Source organism: Sphingobacterium sp. UBA2480, assembly GCF_002341965.1.
GTDB classification, from domain to species: Bacteria; Bacteroidota; Bacteroidia; order Sphingobacteriales; family Sphingobacteriaceae; genus Sphingobacterium; species Sphingobacterium multivorum.
Window position 1 is genome coordinate 714,765 of the sequence record NZ_DDPA01000001.1, and the last position, 16,617, is coordinate 731,381.

Consider the following 16,617-nt stretch of genomic DNA (forward strand, 5'->3'; position numbering starts at 1 on the left):
TCCAAAAAGTTAAATCATAGGTAATTCCAATTCTATGGTTGTACCCGCTCCATTCTCCGACATAACCTTCATTTCCCCGTGTAGAAACGAAAGTCTTGATCGCACATTATGCATTCCCGCAGAGTGCTGCAAATCGACACTTTCCATATCAAAACCCTTGCCATCATCTTCAATAGTAATATGTAAACGTTTATTATGTGAAGAAAGCTGTATTAAAATGTTGGCCGCATTAGCATGTTTCAACGCGTTATTCACCAATTCTTGAATAATTCTGTACAAAGAAATTTCCTGTTCCGTGCTTAAGGTTGATTCAAATTGTAAAAATTCACATTCTACTTGACATGTCGATTGACTCATTCGGTTTGCATAGTCTCTTAAAGTTTCTTTCAAACCATATTTTACAATTAAATCTGGCATAAGATTATGTGCAAGCCGGCGAAGTTCATCTACAGCCCCGTCCAGCAAATCAATACTTCGATCGATTCCTTCTTTCATGGATTCCTGCTCCAATACATTTTTATTTATGGCTGATAATCCCAATTTGGTACTTGACAGCAAACCTCCTAATCCATCATGCAGGTCGCGAGCAAGACGGGTACGCTCTTTCTCTTCCCCGGCCAACATTGCAGTCAGGTTTTTAATAGCATGTTGTTGATTATTCTTTTCCATCTCCAGTTCATGCAAATGAACCTTCTGCTTCAAGGCCTTTGAACGTTGCCAATACGCATAAAACAGCAAAACAATCACAACCAAACAACTGACGAACAACCAAATATAAATTGAATTCATTCGTGATTTAAAGGCAATTTGCTTTTTTGACACGTCAAGTTCTTGCAAGCGCTGTTCATTTTCCAGTTGGCTTAATTGCAAATCCTGTTCCTTTTTATCCCGTTCAAGTTGGAGTACCTTGAGCTGTTGTGTTCGATTGAGTTCATTTAATTTCAAATTCTCCACCAGTTGACGTTGTCTATCGTTCAAGACTTTCATCAGCTTGATCTGCTGTTCCTTTTTCTCGCCTTCCAATCGAAGCCGCATTAACTTTTGGTTTTGCAATTCACGCTCATACTTTAGCTCAAGTTGCTTCGTCTTATCCAGTTTATCCGAATTAAATGCTTTTTCAAATACATCTATGTAGCTTTTTTGATAATTGAAAGCTTCCTCATATTTACCTTCTTCAACACTTACTTCAGCTAGTCTGCTAAATAGGCTTAACCCGACTTGGTAATCATAATGGGGCTCTCTTTGAAGATTGTGCAGTGCCTGCTGCAGATATTTTTTTCCTTCCTCTCGATGGCCGACTTTGAAAGATTCATCAGCGAGGATACCGTAAGCAGGTATTGTAATGGCATATTGTCCCGTTTCAGCAGCAATATCTAAGGCCTGTTTCGCATATGATATTGCTTTTTTACCACCATTTTCTGGATAAAACTCATGGTACAGATTCGCTAAATTAACAGAAACGTAAGCTAAATCTGTTGGATTAACAAGATGTTTCTCGTTCTTTTCTACCAAATTATAAGCCTCAAGATAGTGTTGTTCAGCTTTCTTTAATAGATTTTGGTCTGCATTATTGGATCTATACTCCTCTTCAAATAGGTAACCAGCCTGCATGTAAGCGTCAAATAGGCTATTGACATTCTTTCCTTCCTTCGCCGTTTCCAGCAGAAGCGTGGTATACTTTTCTTGAAAATCATAATTGCGTTGGTTTGCATAGATCGCTGTAAGCTCCTTATAAACTGCCAATTTTCGGGCGATATTTGCCTCAGTCGGTGGCGCCTTCTCTAAAAATGAAATTGCTTTATGGAATTGGGAAACAGCCTCATCCTCTTTATTCTGTCGTGTCATAACCCATCCATCACAATAATGCACATACCCCTTTATTCCATTATCGTTAACTATGGGGAGTACAGATTTAGCATGTTCTAAATAATAGCGTGATTTTTCAAATGCATGATCATTAAAACTGTTCATGGCAGCAATACAATTCAAATAGGCATAATATTGCTTGTCAGGATAATTTCTGGCCAACTGAATATTATCATTAAGCAATTGACTGGCCAGCGCTTTTTCATTACTAAAATATAGGGCTTGTGCATATTTACCCGTTAACACAAACCGTTCTTTACTTCCTAAAGGAAGACTGTAATACGACTTCTGCAAATCTTGCAGCTGTTCTTGCGCAACAATAGCATCGCAAAAGCACAATAAAACAAAGAATATTAGTACAGATTTCCAAAAAGTTCGAACATGCCCCATAAAATCAAATCTAGCGTCTAGCTATGTGAATTGGCCAAACATAGATAAAATTGCTCTTATACGCAATTCGTTGTCTCGAAAATAAATTAACTTCCCCCTGTTATTGACCTAATTAACCGAACCTTGCTGAGCAAAAAATTGTACCTTTGTAACAATGAAGTACATCTATCTTTTTCTTGCTATAGCCGCAGAGATATTTGCAACCACTTTCCTCAAGAAGTCTGCGGGTTTTACCCTTATAAAGCCTACCATTCTCTGTATTGTAGGCTATATTATTGCCTTCTATTTTTTAAGTATCACACTTAAATACCTGCCCGTCGGAATATCCTACGCAATTTGGTCTGGCGTTGGTATTGTAGCCATTACCCTGATTGGTATGTTCTTATTTAAACAGATTCCCGATACAGCAGCCATTATCGGTATGGTCTTGATTGTTGTTGGCGTCATTATTATCAATCTGTTTTCAAAAATGGGCGCACATTAGTTGATCTAAGATCAAAATTTGTATTTTTGTAACTTACATAAATAAAAGGATACGTGTCGTTAGAGAAACTAAAACTTAGCAAAAGATTGAATGCTACGATGACCGAACTCGGTTATCTTGCTCCAAAGGAAATTCAAAGTAGATGCATTTCCAGAATTCTTGGTGGACAGGATGTGATTGCCATCGCTCCAGAAGGTGCAGGCAAAACCACAACTTATGTCTTATCTACCTTGATGAAGTTGAAATTCACAACAGATGAAGCTCCGAAGTTTTTGATCTTGGCGCCTAATGAAGAACGTATCGACGAAATTGTTGAGAGATTCTATCAATTAAGCAAAAATAAAGATCTTCGCATCATTGGATTGCGGGCTTCAGGCAGCATGGAAGAAGAAATCGAAGAACTGGTTGATGGAAAAGACATTGTTGTAGCTACCCCAAATCGTGCAAGAGCTATCTATCTTAAATTGGCTTTGAATCTCAACCGTATTCAGACACTGATTATCGATGATGCTGAAGAGATTATCAAACAAGGAATGCAAAATACGGTAAGGGAATTAGCCGAAAGCTGCGGAAAAGTACAACATTTAGTTTTCAGTACTGTTGAACACCAAAAACTTTATGACATGATCGACAATTTCATGAATGAAAATTGTGCCTCGGTCGAAATAGATGAACTTGAGAATGACACTGTCGACACCCTAGATCTATTATTATATCATGTTCCTAATTTCACAACAAAGATCAATTTATTAAATCTTCTGTTGCAGGATAAAGAAGTATTTCAAAAAGTAGTCGTCTTTGTAAATTCGAAGCTTACTGCCCAAAAGTTGGCCAGCAGTTTGTTCAGTAGCAATAAAGAAGAAATTGCTATCCTCAATCCATTGTTCTATGATGATTTTGGCTATGAGACGATGGAAGATTTCAAGGAAAATAGTCAATCTCGTGTCCTAATAATTGCACGGGAAAATACGAACGATGTAGACCTTTCCGCTGTTCCATTCATTTTTCAATTTGAGTTACCAAATGAAAAGGAGGAATTCTTAAATCATCTTGTTAAAAATGACGAAAATGAAGAATCAGTCGTGTTGACTTTCACAACAGATCTGGAATTACCCATGGTTAAAAAAATAGAACAGGCTGTCGGTAAAAGAATGGATGTTTTGGAACTGCCTGAGGATCTTGTAATCTATAATCCCATCACCGACAAAAAGAAAAAGTCGAGCAAGGAGGAAGATAAAGAAGATCTTTCCCGAGGTGGCGCATTCCACCAAAAGAAAGAAAGCAATGCCAAGACTTTTAATTATGGCGGTGGCGAAAAGGCAAAAATGACCATGAAAATGAAAAAGAAATAAAAAAGGGAAGTTTTAAACTTCCCTTTTTTAAATAACAGCATACTGTTATCATTTTATCAACAAATCCCTTTCATACACAATTTCCCTTCGATGAGGTAAATTCGAAATACTGCTATGGTGAAGTCCTCGTTGACTGTAGTTTACTTGAGAATTTTCTTCAACAATTTAATATACGCATTTGCGATTCTTTCCATACCTTGATCATTTGGATGAGCGTAGTCAACGGTCGAATTCAGATCCAGATTAAGGTCTTGACTCGACAATAAGAAAAGCTGACGGATTCCTTTTGATTGTAATTTTTCAAAAGTCGCCTTCAGCACACGGCTACTTTGCTGGTATTCCGCATTTTTATCTTCATTAAAGACTTCGGCTATGCTCCCCGAACTATGCTGTGTCAAAATAATGGGTGTCGTCGGATGTTCTTTTCTTAAAAATGTCACCGCATTGACCAACAGTGAATCCAATTGCTCTTCTGTTAGCGACTTTGAAATAGCAAGATTAGGAATACAATCCAACACATAACAGGCAGCATCTACACTATTCATCACATTCAAAATCGGTTGTTCCAATCGACCGTTACCAGAAAAGCATAAGTTGATCATTTCATGGTCAAACGCACGTCCCACTTGGTTGGTCCAAGCTAAGCCTGGGCGACTGGTACAGGCCCCCTGTCCAATCGAGGTCCCATACACAACAATAGGTTTGGCTGCTGTGGTATGGGTATACGTTAATTTAGCGGTATTTGGCACACCAATCTTTAACCACTTAACCGTATTGTATAGCGGAAGATATAAGCGGTAATTAAATTTTCCATTGCGCCCTATATTCTTCCATGTATAAGAAATGGTATCCGAAAAATCATAATTGCCATAAGCCCATTTCCATTCCTTGTTTACAGTATCATAAGCATAAAGATCAAGCCCACTGACACCTGTTGTTGGCATATGGGGCATATTTAAACCGCCAGCCACTTGGTATTGAACCGTAATCTCAGGTGAAGTAGTTTGAAAGTCAATATAGAATCCCGCACTATTCTTCCCCAGTTCCCATACGGGTTTACGTACCTGGCTTTCCAGTTCATCCGGAAGTCTATTGAAGGCCGAAAGCTTCTGATTCTCCAGCCTACCTTCCACATGCTTATCTTCTAGTGGAGAAAACCAACTATAACTCTCCTGCGCTTTGATGGCAGAAAAAGACAACAACAAAAACGCTGTCAATGCAACTTTTGAGAACATACAATAATTTAGCTTTAAGTTTGGTGTAATTGATTATAAAAAAGGAGCCTATTGGCTCCTTTCTATTGCGATTTATTTATTATACTATAAAATAGCTTGTCTAACTCGGACCAGTTTTTCCATCAAGCCTTCAAGTAAATCCAAATGTAACATATTGGCGCCATCAGACTTCGCATTTGCCGGGTCAGGATGTGTTTCTATAAACAGGCCGTCGGCTCCCACCGCTATTGCAGCTTTGGCTATTGTTTCAATTAATGCTGGTTTCCCTCCTGTTACGCCAGAAGTTTGATTCGGTTGTTGTAAGGAATGTGTACAGTCCATTATTGTGGGCACGTTAAAAGAACGCATTTCGGGAATCCCGCGATAATCTACAATGAGATCCTGATAGCCGAACGTATTACCGCGATCAGTTAAAAAAACCTTCTCATTTCCAGATTCCACGATCTTATCCACTGCAAATTTCATAGATCCAGCACTCAAAAACTGACCTTTCTTTACATTGACGACCTTGTTCGTTTTTGCTGCTGCAACTAATAAGTCAGTCTGTCTGCACAAAAATGCTGGAATTTGAAGAACGTCAACGTATGCGGCTGCCATTTCCGCCTCATGGCTCTCATGGATATCCGTCACCGTCGGTACACCAAAAGTTTTCCCAACTTTCTCTAAAATCTTCAACGCTTTCTCATCACCTATCCCCATAAATGAATCTAGCCGCGATCTATTGGCCTTACGGTAAGATCCCTTGAAAATGTACGGAATATTTAGTTTATCTGTAATTGTAACAATCTTTTCAGCAATACGCAAAGCGATTTCTTCTCCTTCAATTGCACATGGCCCCGCCATTAAAAAGAAATTCTGCGATGTCCCATTCTTGATTTCGGGAATGTATTTGTTAATCATATAATTATAAAAAATTAATTGCCGAGTTCTGATAAAAATTTGATTCGCATCAATTGGAGATCCTCATAGCTATAATCGTCTCCACCTAATTCTTTAAGCGCATCATTAATTGAATCAGTCTCTGCTGTCTTAAAATAGTCATATACCTCATCTTGACGATCCTCATCTATGACCTCATCAATAAAGTAATTGATATTGATTTTCGTTCCTGCGTTTACGATCGTCTCAATTTCTTTCAATATTTCTTCATAAGTTATCCCCTTAGCTGAGGCAATATCATCTAATGCAATTTTACGATCGATATTTTGAATAATAGATACCTTTAATGCCGATTTATTAGCTGTACTCTTAATGACAAGATCCACAGGTCTATCAATTTCATTCTCCTCAACATAGTCTTTGATCAAGGCAATAAATGGAGCACCAAATTTAATCGCTTTACCATTCCCTACTCCCTGAATCTGTTTCAACTCATCGATAGCAATTGGATAATGTGTACACATCTCTTCCAGCGAAGGATCTTGAAAGATAACAAACGGCGGCAGGGACTTGCCCTTTGCAATTTTCTTACGTAAATCTTTAAGCATACCCAACAAGACGGTATCTAAGGCTCCTGTACCCTGTCCTGTATCTTCCGAACTTGTATTATCCCCCCCTTCAATTGGACGATTCAAAACAAATTTTAGTTGATAAGGATTATCCAGATAATGACGACCAATAGCTGTCAATTTTAAAAGGCCATAATGATCAATATCTTTTTCGATAAAGTTATCAAGCACTGCCTGCCTAAGTAAGGATTTCCAATAAATAACACCTTTATCTTTGCCCTTTCCGAAAAGACGATGTTCATCATGTTTATAAGCGGATACGGGTTGGTTGTTTTGGCCGATCATGACGTTAATCACGTGATGATCATCAAATTTTTCACCCTGTTCTTGAATAAAGCCCAATACATCTTTTAAAGCGTCTTCGGCCTCAAAATATTCTTTTTCCGAACGACAATTATCACACATATTATTACAGCCCTGCTCGTCAAAATTTTCTCCAAAATAATGAAGAATCTGTTTACGGCGACATACTGCAGACTCCGAATAATCAATAACCTCTTTTAAGATCTGTGTGCCAATCTCACGTTCAGCCACAGGTTTATCTTTCATAAACTTGGTCAGTTTTTCAACATCTTTTTCCGAATAAAAAGCCAAGCAATAACCATCACCCCCATCACGTCCAGCACGTCCAGTTTCCTGATAATATCCCTCCATGGATTTAGGAATATCGTGGTGAATCACATAACGAACATCAGGTTTATCTATTCCCATACCAAAAGCAATGGTAGCCACAATCACTTCGACATCCTCCATCAAAAATTTATCCTGTGTATCTGCTCTTGTTTTGGCGTCTAAACCCGCGTGGTAAGGTAAAGCTTTGATGCCATTTAGGTTCAAAACCTCACTGATTTCTTCTACCTTTTTACGGCTCAAACAATAGACAATGCCCGTCTTACCCGATTTGGTTTTGATAAAACGTACAATTTCTTTTACGACATCTTTTTTAGGTCTTACCTCGTAATATAAGTTGCTACGATTAAATGATGACTTAAATAAAACAGCATCAGTCATCTGCAAATTTTTACGAATATCAGACTGTACTTTAGGTGTTGCTGTCGCTGTAAGCGCAATAATAGGAATATTGGCCCCTATTTCATTAATGACTTGGCGTATTTTACGATATTCTGGTCTAAAATCGTGTCCCCATTCGGAAATACAATGCGCTTCGTCAACCGCTACAAATGACACGGTGATTTGGTGTAAGAAGTCCAAATTATCTTGCTTAGCAAGAGATTCCGGAGCGACATACAGCAATTTGGTCTTCCCAGCGATTACATCATCCTTAACCTTTGTAATCTCACTTTTATTCAATGAAGAATTCAAAAAATGAGCGATACTATCTTCGCCACCGAATGCACGAAGCTGATCTACTTGGTTTTTCATTAAAGCAATCAACGGAGAAATAACAATTGCAGTCCCCTCACTCATGAGTGCTGGAAGTTGATAGCAAATTGATTTCCCTCCTCCGGTTGGCATAATTACAAACGTGTCTCTCCGTTGAAGAATACTGGTTATAATTGCCTCCTGATCCCCCTTAAAAGTATCAAAACCAAAAAAATCTTGTAAATTGTCGAAAAGTGATTTTTCTATTTCCATTGCGCCTTGGGCAAAAATAAGATAGATAAATGAAGAAATAATCTTGAAAAATAATCTATTTTTGCAATCTATTCTAATACATAAAAGTAAGAGTATTTTTTGTGAAAAACAACTACGAAATAAAAAATATAGCTATTCAAGCTATTCAAGAAGAAGCCAAGGCAGTAGCTGCTTTAGCTCAATATATTGATGATGATTTTGTTACCGTTGTCGATCGTATTCTTAATTTGCACGGCCGAGTTATTGTAACTGGAATTGGTAAAAGCGCTATTATTGCTCAAAAGATAGTTGCAACGCTCAATTCGACAGGTACACCATCGATTTTTATGCATGCTGCTGATGCTATCCATGGAGATCTTGGTATCATCCAACAAAATGATTTGATTATTGCCATCTCTAAAAGTGGTAATACACCTGAGATTAAAGTACTTGTTCCCTTTTTAAAACAGACAAAGAATGTATTGGTTGCTTTGGTCGGAAATACAGATTCCTACCTCGCTAAAAATGCCGACTATATTTTAAATACCACCGTTGAGAAAGAAGCTTGTCCCAACAACCTTGCACCAACTTCAAGTACAACTGCTCAGTTGGCAATGGGTGATGCGCTTGCCGTGGTATTACAAGAGTGCCGTGATTTCACGGATAAAGATTTTGCAAAATACCATCCAGGAGGAGCATTAGGCAAAAAGCTGTACTTGAGAGTCGGCGATCTATCCGATCAGAACGGCAAACCTAGCGTCCCACAACAAGCTACAGTAAGTGATATCATCATCACCATAACACAGTTTAGACTGGGAGCTGTCGCCGTGTTGGATGATGAAAACATACTTGGCATCATCACAGATGGTGATATCCGTCGTATGCTGGAGAAACACACGGATTTAGCGACAATTACTGCCGCCGATATCATGGGAAAATCACCTAAAATTATCGATAAAGATGAATTGGCCGCCAATGCGCTCCATATTATGCGTGAAAACAATATCACACAACTATTGGTTTCCGACAAAGGAAATTACGCTGGTGTTATCCACATACAGGATCTATTGAAAGAAGGGATAATATAACTGTAATAAAGTTGTTAGATGTATAATAAATTGGCAATAAATATTAAATTTGGCATATCAGTTGTACTATTTTAATCGTAAAGTAATATTTTAGAAGCATGAAAAAGTATATAACAATCTTAGCAGTGATCATTTCCTTTATTGGTTTTTCTTCGATGCAAACAGGACAAGGAGAATTTAAATTCGAAAAAGAAACACATGATTTTGGTAAAATTCCGGCCGGCACGCCCGTTTCGTATAATTTCAAATTTTCTAACACCGGTAGCGAGCCAATTATCATTTCCAATGTGGTGCCTACCTGTGGATGTTCTGTAGCAGAATTTACAAAAACGCCAATCAAACCAGGAGAAAGTGGCACGATTAAAGTGACTTACAATGCTGCAGCAAAAGCGCCATTCACAAAGAGCTTCACGGTGCAGTCGAATACCAAGACTCCTGTAAAAACGCTATACATTAAGGGTATTGTAGAATAACAATTCCCATAGATAAAACGAAAAAAGCCACATGATGATGTGGCTTTTTTCGTTTTATTTTGGTTAGCTTTGCACTACTAATTTTAAAAAAACTATAATGCCAGTAATATCAGAAAAAGGGCTGAATATGCCTGCGTCGCCTATTAGAAAGTTGACGCCATATGCTGATCAAGCAAAAAAAGAAGGTAAAAAGATATATCACCTCAATATCGGACAACCTGATATCCAAACACCTGAAGTGATGCTTAATGCTTTGAAAAATATACAGTTCAAAGTGTGGGCCTACACACCTTCTGAAGGTACAGCCTCTTACCGAAACAAGTTAGCAGAATATTATAATAAGCTAAATTATAATATCGAGCCGACAGATATATTAGTAACAAATGGTGGTTCGGAAGCGATTATGATCGCTATGCAAGCCTGTTTAAATGAAGGCGAAGAGATCATCATTCCAGAGCCATTTTATGCAAATTACAATGGTTTTGCTTGTTCCTCCGATGTGGTAATCAAACCAATCATGTCCTATATTGAAAGTGGATTTGCATTACCTTCCATCGCCGAATTTGAAAAAGTAATTACCGCTAAAACCAAAGCAATCTGCATCTGTAATCCAAATAACCCTACAGGTTACCTTTATTCCAGAGAAGAACTCGAAGCTCTTCGTGAACTTTGTCTAAAATATGATCTTTACCTTTTTTCAGATGAGGCTTATCGTGAATTTTGTTACGATGGCAGAGCGTTTATCTCACCAATGCATTTAGAAGGTCTCGAAAATAATGTCGTTATTTTTGATACAGTATCAAAACGTTACTCCGCTTGTGGTGCGCGTATTGGATGTATCATTACCAAAAATAAAGAACTATATCAGACAGCACTGAAATTTGCACAAGCGCGCTTAAGCCCATCCTTAGAAGGACAAATAGCGGGTGAAGCTGCTGTTGATACACCAGACAGTTACTTCGAGGCGGTATCCAAAGAATATACAGCAAGAAGAGATACCCTCGTAAAAGGGCTCAATGCCATTGAAGGAGTTTACTCTCCTAACCCGGGTGGCGCATTTTACGTCGTAGCCAAATTACCAATTGACAATGCAGATAAATTCTGTCAATGGATGTTGGAAGAGTTCTCTTACAATAACGAAACAGTTATGATGGCTCCAGCTACGGGCTTTTATAGTACGGAGGGTGCTGGAGTAAATGAAGTCCGCCTGGCCTATGTACTGAATCAGGATGATCTTAAAAGCGCTTTAGTTTGCTTAGAGAAAGCACTCCAAGTGTATCCGGGACGCACAAATTAACAATAAGTCAATAGCACTTAAGAAAGGCGGGACATGCATGTTCCGCCTTTTTCTTTTTTCATGGTTCCTTCCCATAAACCCCAATTCTATTTCTTTTTTAAAAAAAACAAAACAAAGTTTTGAAGCATCTTGTTCTTCTAATAGTAACAAAAGCGATTTCATATGGATAAATTGAAGAAATTCCAATTGATGGAAAAGATAGCAAGAGAATTAGAAGATGTCAGAAATAGCCAGCAAGCTGTTTTGGAAAAAATAGGTAAAATCGAAGTTGATAACATTGAACTCGGCGATAAAAATATCGAAAAAACAATTCCCGATATCTATCAACGTACAGCAGATAATTCAGATGCTATTAAAGCTCTTCTGGAATCTTTTCAAGATGAGACAGCAGAGTTTGGAGAAAAGAACAATGTTGGAAAATTATTGGAACAACAACAAATTAACAGTATAAAATAATGATATTCCAAACACAAAGAAGGTCGATTAAATAATCGGTCTTCTTTGTGTTTTATAATTGGACTTTTGCAGCCTTAGCTTTCAAATACTCTTCTTCAACAAAATGGAGCTGTTGTTCTGGTGTCAGATTAGAATTATCCAAAACAATCGCGTCTTCCGCTTGTCGTAATGGACTTTCCGCACGGGTACTGTCGATACGGTCACGTGTTGCAAGATTTTCCACGACTTCTTCCAACGTCACATCCTCCCCTTTTTCCGTCAACTCCAAATAACGTCGCGCAGCACGTACTTTAGGATCGGCCGTCATAAAAATCTTCAGATCAGCATCTGGAAAAACAGTAGTACCGATATCACGGCCATCCATAATAATATTTCGTCTGCTACCCAATTTTTGCTGCTGGGCAACCATGGCAACCCGGACAGCTTTAATTGCACTCACATCACTAACTTTATCAGAAATATACATCTGACGGATCTCTTCCGAAATATCCTCATCATTTAGATGGATCTCCGTCTTTATTGCATTTGGGATAAAATCAATATGGATATCTTTTAGTGCGCTTTCGATCGCTTCTTGATCATCCAGCGCTATTTTATGCCGGATAAAATAGAGTGTGACAGCCCTATACATGGCTCCGCTATCAATAAAGGCAAACTTCAGTTTTTTTGCCAAAGCTTTTGCCAGTGTACTCTTACCGCAGGAGGAAAAACCATCTATGGCAATAATAAAATTGTGACGTCCACTCATTATTCGTTTCCTCCTATGATTACACCTGGGCGATTGACCAAAGGAACCTTAGTCAGGTTACCATCCACAATGCTTTCAGGTAAAAAGATATATTTTTTATCGTAAATAATGTTATCAATATAAAAACTCAACCAATATTCATTTGTAAGCCCGAATACCTGTTCATCAATCGCTTCAACACGATCGAAAGATTTAGCTTCTATATTACCAATAAAATGACGCAAAGTCGTTGTTGTTACTTGTCGGCCATCCTTTTCGCCATAACCTTTTGAGCTAATCAGCACGTTCTGAATAGCAATATTCTTGTCGTTGATAACATAGACAGTCCAATTTTTTGTCTCCACCGTCTCACCTTCCAAAACGACGGCGATCATAATGTCTTTGACTATATTTTCAGGCAAATCTGCTTTCATCCTTATTTAGACTTTGTAGTTTTTTTAGCTGGAGCCTTCTTAGCGGTAGTCTTTTTTGCTACAGTTTTCTTTTCTGTTGTTTTTGTTTTAGTTGCTTTTCCTTTTGGCGCATCCGCCTCAGCCCATTTTAACACATCTTCATAGGTAATTTTTTCAATTTCCGTTCCCTTAGGAATCTTCAGATTCTGCTTGCCAAAACGAATAAATGGCCCCCAGCGTCCCTGTTCAATCTGAGCATCCGGATTTTCATCAAAAACCCGAATCACTTTTTCGATATCTTTCTGACGTTTGTCTTTGATAATCTGTATCGCCTCTTCTTCTGTTACGTCCAATGGGTCAACACCTTTTGGTAGTGAGTAAAACGCCGAATTGTGACGGATATAAGGTCCAAATCGCCCAACAGCAACCGTCATTTCCTTATCTTCAAATAAACCAACTTTTTTCGGTAATTTGAACAATTCCATGGCATCCTCAAAAGTAATGGTTTCGATCATCTGTCCCTTTCTCAAGGAAGCAAAACGAGGTTTCTCTTCATCGTCAGGAGAACCAATCTGTACCAATGGGCCGAACTTACCAATGCGAACCGAAACAGGCTTACCGGAAACCGGATCGACACCGAGCTCACGCTCATTATTCGCACGATCTGCATTGACTAAAGTATCTTCTACCTCAGAATGAAAAGGCCCATAGAAATCATGCAGCATTTTTGTCCATTCGGTCAGTCCATGCGCAATATCATCAAATTCTTTTTCTACGTTGGCCGTAAAATGAAAATCCACAATACCGTTGAAGTGTTCAACCAAAAAGTCATTCACGACAACACCGATATCTGTTGGAAACATTTTTCCTTTTTCGGCACCAGTGATTTCGGTTTTTGTTACCGCTGTTAATTCGGCATCCTTTAATGTCAGTACACGGTAATCGCGCGATTTACCTTCACGCTCTTCCTTTATGACATACCCGCGGTTTTGAATCGTTGAAATCGTAGGGGCGTAGGTTGAAGGACGACCAATTCCCAATTCCTCTAATTTTTTCACCAAAGCAGCTTCCGTATAACGTGCTGGAGGTCGTGTAAAACGCTCCGTCGCCGACATGTTTTTCAACGTTAATGGCATACCAACAGCTAATGGTGGAAGAATAGCATTGTCACTATCTTCGTCCATCGCGTTGTCTTGATCGTCATCCAAGGATTCCATGTAAACTTTCAAGAATCCATCAAATTTCATCACCTCTCCTGAAGCATTCAAATCTTCAGTACGAGTTGATATGTCGATTTTTGCCAATGTACGTTCAAACTCCGCTTCACTCATTTGAGAAGCAATTGCTCTTTTCCAAATAAGCTCGTATAATCTTTTTTCGGATGCATCGCCATCGATGGTGTGCTCAGAGAAATAAGTAGGACGAATAGCTTCGTGCGCCTCTTGTGCACCCGATGTCTTTGTTTTATATTTTCTGACTTTATGGTACTGGTTACCATAAGCCGATTTGATTTCCTTTTCAGCAGCCTCAATCGCCGTATCACTCAAATTAACAGAATCGGTACGCATATAGGTAATTCGTCCTGATTCATACAGCCTTTGAGCCACCTGCATGGTGCGGGCAACCGAAAATCCAAGTTTCCGGCTTGCTTCCTGCTGTAATGTTGATGTTGTAAATGGCGCTGCCGGTGAACGCTTCGCAGGTTTTGTTTCGAGATTTTTTACAGAAAAAAGCGCTGCTTTACAATCCTCCAAAAATTTGGTCGCCTCTGCCTCTGTCGCAAAACGCTGCGGAAGCTCGGCTTTAAAACTATCCTTAACTTTTCCCGTATGAAAAAAAGCAACGATCTTAAAAGCCGCTTCGGGTTCAAATTTATTGATTTCACGCTCACGATCTACAATCAGACGAACCGCAACTGACTGCACGCGTCCGGCAGATAAAGAAGGTTTCACCTTTTTCCATAGAACCGGAGACAATTCAAATCCGACTAATCGATCTAACACCCTTCGCGCTTGTTGTGCATTTACGAGGTTATAATCTATTTTACGCGGGTTGTCAATAGCCTTCAAAATAGCTGGCTTTGTAATCTCATGAAACACAATTCTTTTTGTGCTTTCATCTTTTAATCCCAAAGTCTCAAATAAATGCCATGAAATAGCCTCTCCTTCGCGGTCCTCATCGGACGCTAACCAAACGGTTTCTGCAGCTTTAGCCAATTTCTTCAGTTCACTTACAACCGCCTTTTTGTCGGATGGAACTTCATACTTTTGTTCAAAATTCTTTTCGGTATCAATTGCATCATCGGTTTTCACCAAGTCGCGAATATGTCCATAACTTGACTTGACCAAAAAATCCTTTCCTAAATACCCTTCTATCGTTTTCGCTTTCGCCGGAGACTCAACTATCAATAAATTTTTCGCCATCTAATTTGAGATTTGTGCAAATAAAGGGAATTCTGAAAGGAATGACAATAATTTCTTACAAAAAAGACAAAAAAAATAGATTTCATGTCAACAATTAAGAAATTTATCCTACAATCAAGAAGCAGGTAACGGGCTCATGGTTGGCATAGAAACGCTGTCAGATCAAGGTAATTTGCCCATCGAACTACTTTGTGCCCCTCAATTTCAAACCAAAACAAATTCATTTAACTTTATTCGGTTTCGAATTCACCTTCATAAAGTTGCAAAATCAAGTATTCGAAACAGTTAAAATACGTAAAAGCAAAATATATATGTATATTCGCTTATTCAAAAGGGCAATATATAACAACTCCGCTATTTTGTTTAAATATTTTAATAATGAAAAGAAGTCTTCTCAGAATTGCCTTTTGGGGCACGTTATTACCATTTGCATCTTGTTCAGTTATGAAAGATTCAGCAAAATCAACTTCAGACAATTTCCCTAAACTTAGCTTGGAAGCGCATCGTGGTGGCCGCGGCCTATACCCTGAAGAATCTATCGCTGCCATGAAAAATGCAATAGATTTTGCAAAGGTGACAACACTGGAAATGGATTGTCATATTACCAAAGACCGTAAGGTTGTTGTCTTTCACGACGATTACCTTAACCCGAAGTTTGTATTGAAACCCAATGGCACCGAAATTTCTGACAAGGACAAACCGTTGAGAATTTACGATATGCTTTATAAAGATCTGGTTAAGTACGATATCGGATCGAAATTTTACAAAGAGTTTCCTGAACAAAAAAAACAGGTTACACGTATAGCAAAACTAGCAGACCTTATTGATAGTACTGAAGCCTACGCAAATCTAAAAAGGAAAGCGCCGATGTTTTACAATATCGAAGTGAAAAGTAAGGAAGATAAAGATGGTATTTTCCATCCAAGGGTTGAAGAATTTGTGGATCTTATGGTACAGGTAATCACCGATAAAAAAATTGCTGCGCGAACCGTTATTCAATCGTTTGATAGCAGAGCCATTAACTATCTGCACAAAGCATATCCTCAAATCAAAGTTTCTTATCTTATTGATGCAAACCATACAAAAAGTATTGAGCAAACAATTGCAGCTTTGGGTTTCACGCCTTTTATTATAAGTCCGCATCATAAAATAGTAACAAGCGATTATGTCAAGCAGTGTCACAAAGCTGGTATCAAGGTCATTCCTTGGACAGTCAATACGAAAGAAGAAATCGAGCAACTAAAAGCCGTGAAAGTTGATGGCATTATTAGCGATTACCCCAATTTGTTTTAACAAATACTTCGCATGGTTCGCTTAGAATAAAAATATC

General features: G+C 38.5%; 14 protein-coding genes. 7 read left to right on the forward strand and 7 right to left on the reverse strand.

Translation table 11 applies throughout. The features are described from left to right. Positions 1 to 9: 9 nt before the first annotated feature. Positions 10 to 2,256, reverse strand: coding sequence for a sensor histidine kinase (locus B3600_RS03220; RefSeq protein ID WP_286752057.1), 2,247 nt, complete (start codon positions 2,254 to 2,256; stop codon positions 10 to 12). A 154-nt stretch (positions 2,257 to 2,410) separates the two neighbouring features. Between B3600_RS03220 and B3600_RS03225 the strand changes: the two genes are divergently transcribed. After that, complete coding sequence (locus B3600_RS03225) at positions 2,411 to 2,740, forward strand: DMT family transporter (protein ID WP_112376384.1); 330 nt, start codon at positions 2,411 to 2,413, stop codon at positions 2,738 to 2,740. A 53-nt stretch (positions 2,741 to 2,793) separates the two neighbouring features. Beyond that, complete coding sequence (locus tag B3600_RS03230; protein ID WP_070561089.1) at positions 2,794 to 4,092, forward strand: DEAD/DEAH box helicase; 1,299 nt, start codon at positions 2,794 to 2,796, stop codon at positions 4,090 to 4,092. Positions 4,093 to 4,232: 140 nt separating this feature from the next. Here the strand turns inward: B3600_RS03230 and B3600_RS03235 are convergent, their stop codons facing one another. The 3 genes from B3600_RS03235 to recQ form a co-directional block, all read right to left on the reverse strand. After that, positions 4,233 to 5,327 (reverse strand): SGNH/GDSL hydrolase family protein, encoded by a 1,095-nt coding sequence (locus tag B3600_RS03235; RefSeq protein ID WP_286752058.1) that lies wholly within the window; start codon positions 5,325 to 5,327, stop codon positions 4,233 to 4,235. A gap of 84 nt (positions 5,328 to 5,411) precedes the next feature. Then, positions 5,412 to 6,227 carry a 3-deoxy-8-phosphooctulonate synthase gene (gene kdsA / locus B3600_RS03240; RefSeq protein ID WP_070561091.1) on the reverse strand — a complete coding sequence of 272 codons (816 nt, stop codon included), beginning with the start codon at positions 6,225 to 6,227 and terminating at the stop codon, positions 5,412 to 5,414. A gap of 14 nt (positions 6,228 to 6,241) precedes the next feature. Continuing rightward, positions 6,242 to 8,431, reverse strand: coding sequence for a DNA helicase RecQ (gene recQ, locus B3600_RS03245; RefSeq protein ID WP_112376381.1), 2,190 nt, complete (start codon positions 8,429 to 8,431; stop codon positions 6,242 to 6,244). A gap of 101 nt (positions 8,432 to 8,532) precedes the next feature. On the opposite strand from recQ, the gene B3600_RS03250 reads away from it, so the two are divergent. The 4 genes from B3600_RS03250 to B3600_RS03265 all read left to right on the forward strand — a co-directional run bounded on the left by B3600_RS03250 (position 8,533) and on the right by B3600_RS03265 (position 11,724). Next, positions 8,533 to 9,498: a KpsF/GutQ family sugar-phosphate isomerase gene (locus B3600_RS03250; protein ID WP_070561093.1), complete on the forward strand. Its 966-nt coding sequence runs from the start codon at positions 8,533 to 8,535 to the stop codon at positions 9,496 to 9,498. A 98-nt stretch (positions 9,499 to 9,596) separates the two neighbouring features. Beyond that, positions 9,597 to 9,971 carry a DUF1573 domain-containing protein gene (locus tag B3600_RS03255; protein WP_075992841.1) on the forward strand — a complete coding sequence of 125 codons (375 nt, stop codon included), beginning with the start codon at positions 9,597 to 9,599 and terminating at the stop codon, positions 9,969 to 9,971. A 97-nt stretch (positions 9,972 to 10,068) separates the two neighbouring features. After that, positions 10,069 to 11,268, forward strand: a complete 1,200-nt coding sequence (locus B3600_RS03260) for a pyridoxal phosphate-dependent aminotransferase (protein ID WP_070561095.1) — start codon at positions 10,069 to 10,071, stop codon at positions 11,266 to 11,268. A gap of 162 nt (positions 11,269 to 11,430) precedes the next feature. Next, positions 11,431 to 11,724 carry a hypothetical protein gene (locus B3600_RS03265; protein WP_070561096.1) on the forward strand — a complete coding sequence of 98 codons (294 nt, stop codon included), beginning with the start codon at positions 11,431 to 11,433 and terminating at the stop codon, positions 11,722 to 11,724. Positions 11,725 to 11,776: 52 nt separating this feature from the next. Here the strand turns inward: B3600_RS03265 and cmk are convergent, their stop codons facing one another. From cmk to topA, 3 genes are read right to left on the reverse strand one after another with little or no spacing between them, the layout of a single operon-like run. Further along, the gene (cmk, locus tag B3600_RS03270; protein ID WP_070561097.1) at positions 11,777 to 12,472 is read right to left on the reverse strand and encodes a (d)CMP kinase; all 696 of its coding nucleotides are present in this window, start codon (positions 12,470 to 12,472) and stop codon (positions 11,777 to 11,779) included. Further along, positions 12,472 to 12,885, reverse strand: a complete 414-nt coding sequence (locus B3600_RS03275) for a hypothetical protein (protein WP_046672862.1) — start codon at positions 12,883 to 12,885, stop codon at positions 12,472 to 12,474. Before B3600_RS03275 ends, cmk begins: the two co-directional genes overlap by 1 nt. A 2-nt stretch (positions 12,886 to 12,887) precedes the next feature. After that, a complete protein-coding gene (gene topA, locus B3600_RS03280) occupies positions 12,888 to 15,287 on the reverse strand; it encodes a type I DNA topoisomerase (RefSeq protein WP_286752059.1) in 2,400 nt (799 codons plus the stop codon). Positions 15,288 to 15,665: 378 nt separating this feature from the next. Here topA and B3600_RS03285 point away from each other — a divergent pair, with 378 nt between their 5' ends. Then, entirely contained in the window at positions 15,666 to 16,580 is a 915-nt protein-coding gene (locus B3600_RS03285) for a glycerophosphodiester phosphodiesterase family protein (RefSeq protein ID WP_070561099.1), read from the forward strand. Positions 16,581 to 16,617 lie beyond the last annotated feature (37 nt).